This window comes from Natronococcus roseus (assembly GCF_043677095.1).
GTDB classification, from domain to species: domain Archaea; phylum Halobacteriota; class Halobacteria; order Halobacteriales; family Natrialbaceae; genus Natronococcus; species Natronococcus roseus.
In genome coordinates this window covers 1-512 of record NZ_JBHLJR010000021.1, presented here as the reverse complement: position 1 = coordinate 512, position 512 = coordinate 1, and the positions used below count along the sequence as shown (strand labels likewise).

The following is a 512-nucleotide window of genomic DNA, read 5'->3' as shown; positions in this document are numbered from 1 at the left end:
ACCAGTACGAAGCGCGCGTCGACCGGCTCGAGAACGCGCTCAACACGATCGACATCGTCGACGAGGGCGATGACACCCCTATCCAGCAAGTCTGGGCACTGTCCGGCCAGAACGGGATCGAAAACCGAACGGATCAACTTATCGAGCAAGCGACCGACGAGGTCGTGCTCGTCATCGGCGACGAGTCGCTCCTGACGGATGATCTCGCCGACTCCCTCAACGAGGTGGTCAGTAACGACGTCACGCTGATCATTGGTGCGCTGACGGAGCCGTTAGAGGACCAGATTCAACGGAAGGTTCCGGACGCCACAACGTTCATCACGGGCCTAGAGTGGCTACACAGCGAAAACGCAATCGACGGCGAGACGGCCATTGGTCGGTTATTGCTGGTCGATCGATCGACGATCCTAGTGAGTTCGATCACGCCTGACTCGAAGGAGGAACAGGCGATATTTGGGGAAGGGTTCGGGAACGGACTTGTCGTGATCGCTCGTCGACTCATGGCCCAAGGA

The 512-nt window shown here is 58.6% G+C and carries 1 pseudogene; it reads left to right on the top strand.

Features of this window, described 5'->3' with window-relative positions:
• Positions 1-512 (top strand): annotated as a pseudogene (locus tag ACFEMD_RS22030) (TrmB family transcriptional regulator); the annotation flags it as partial.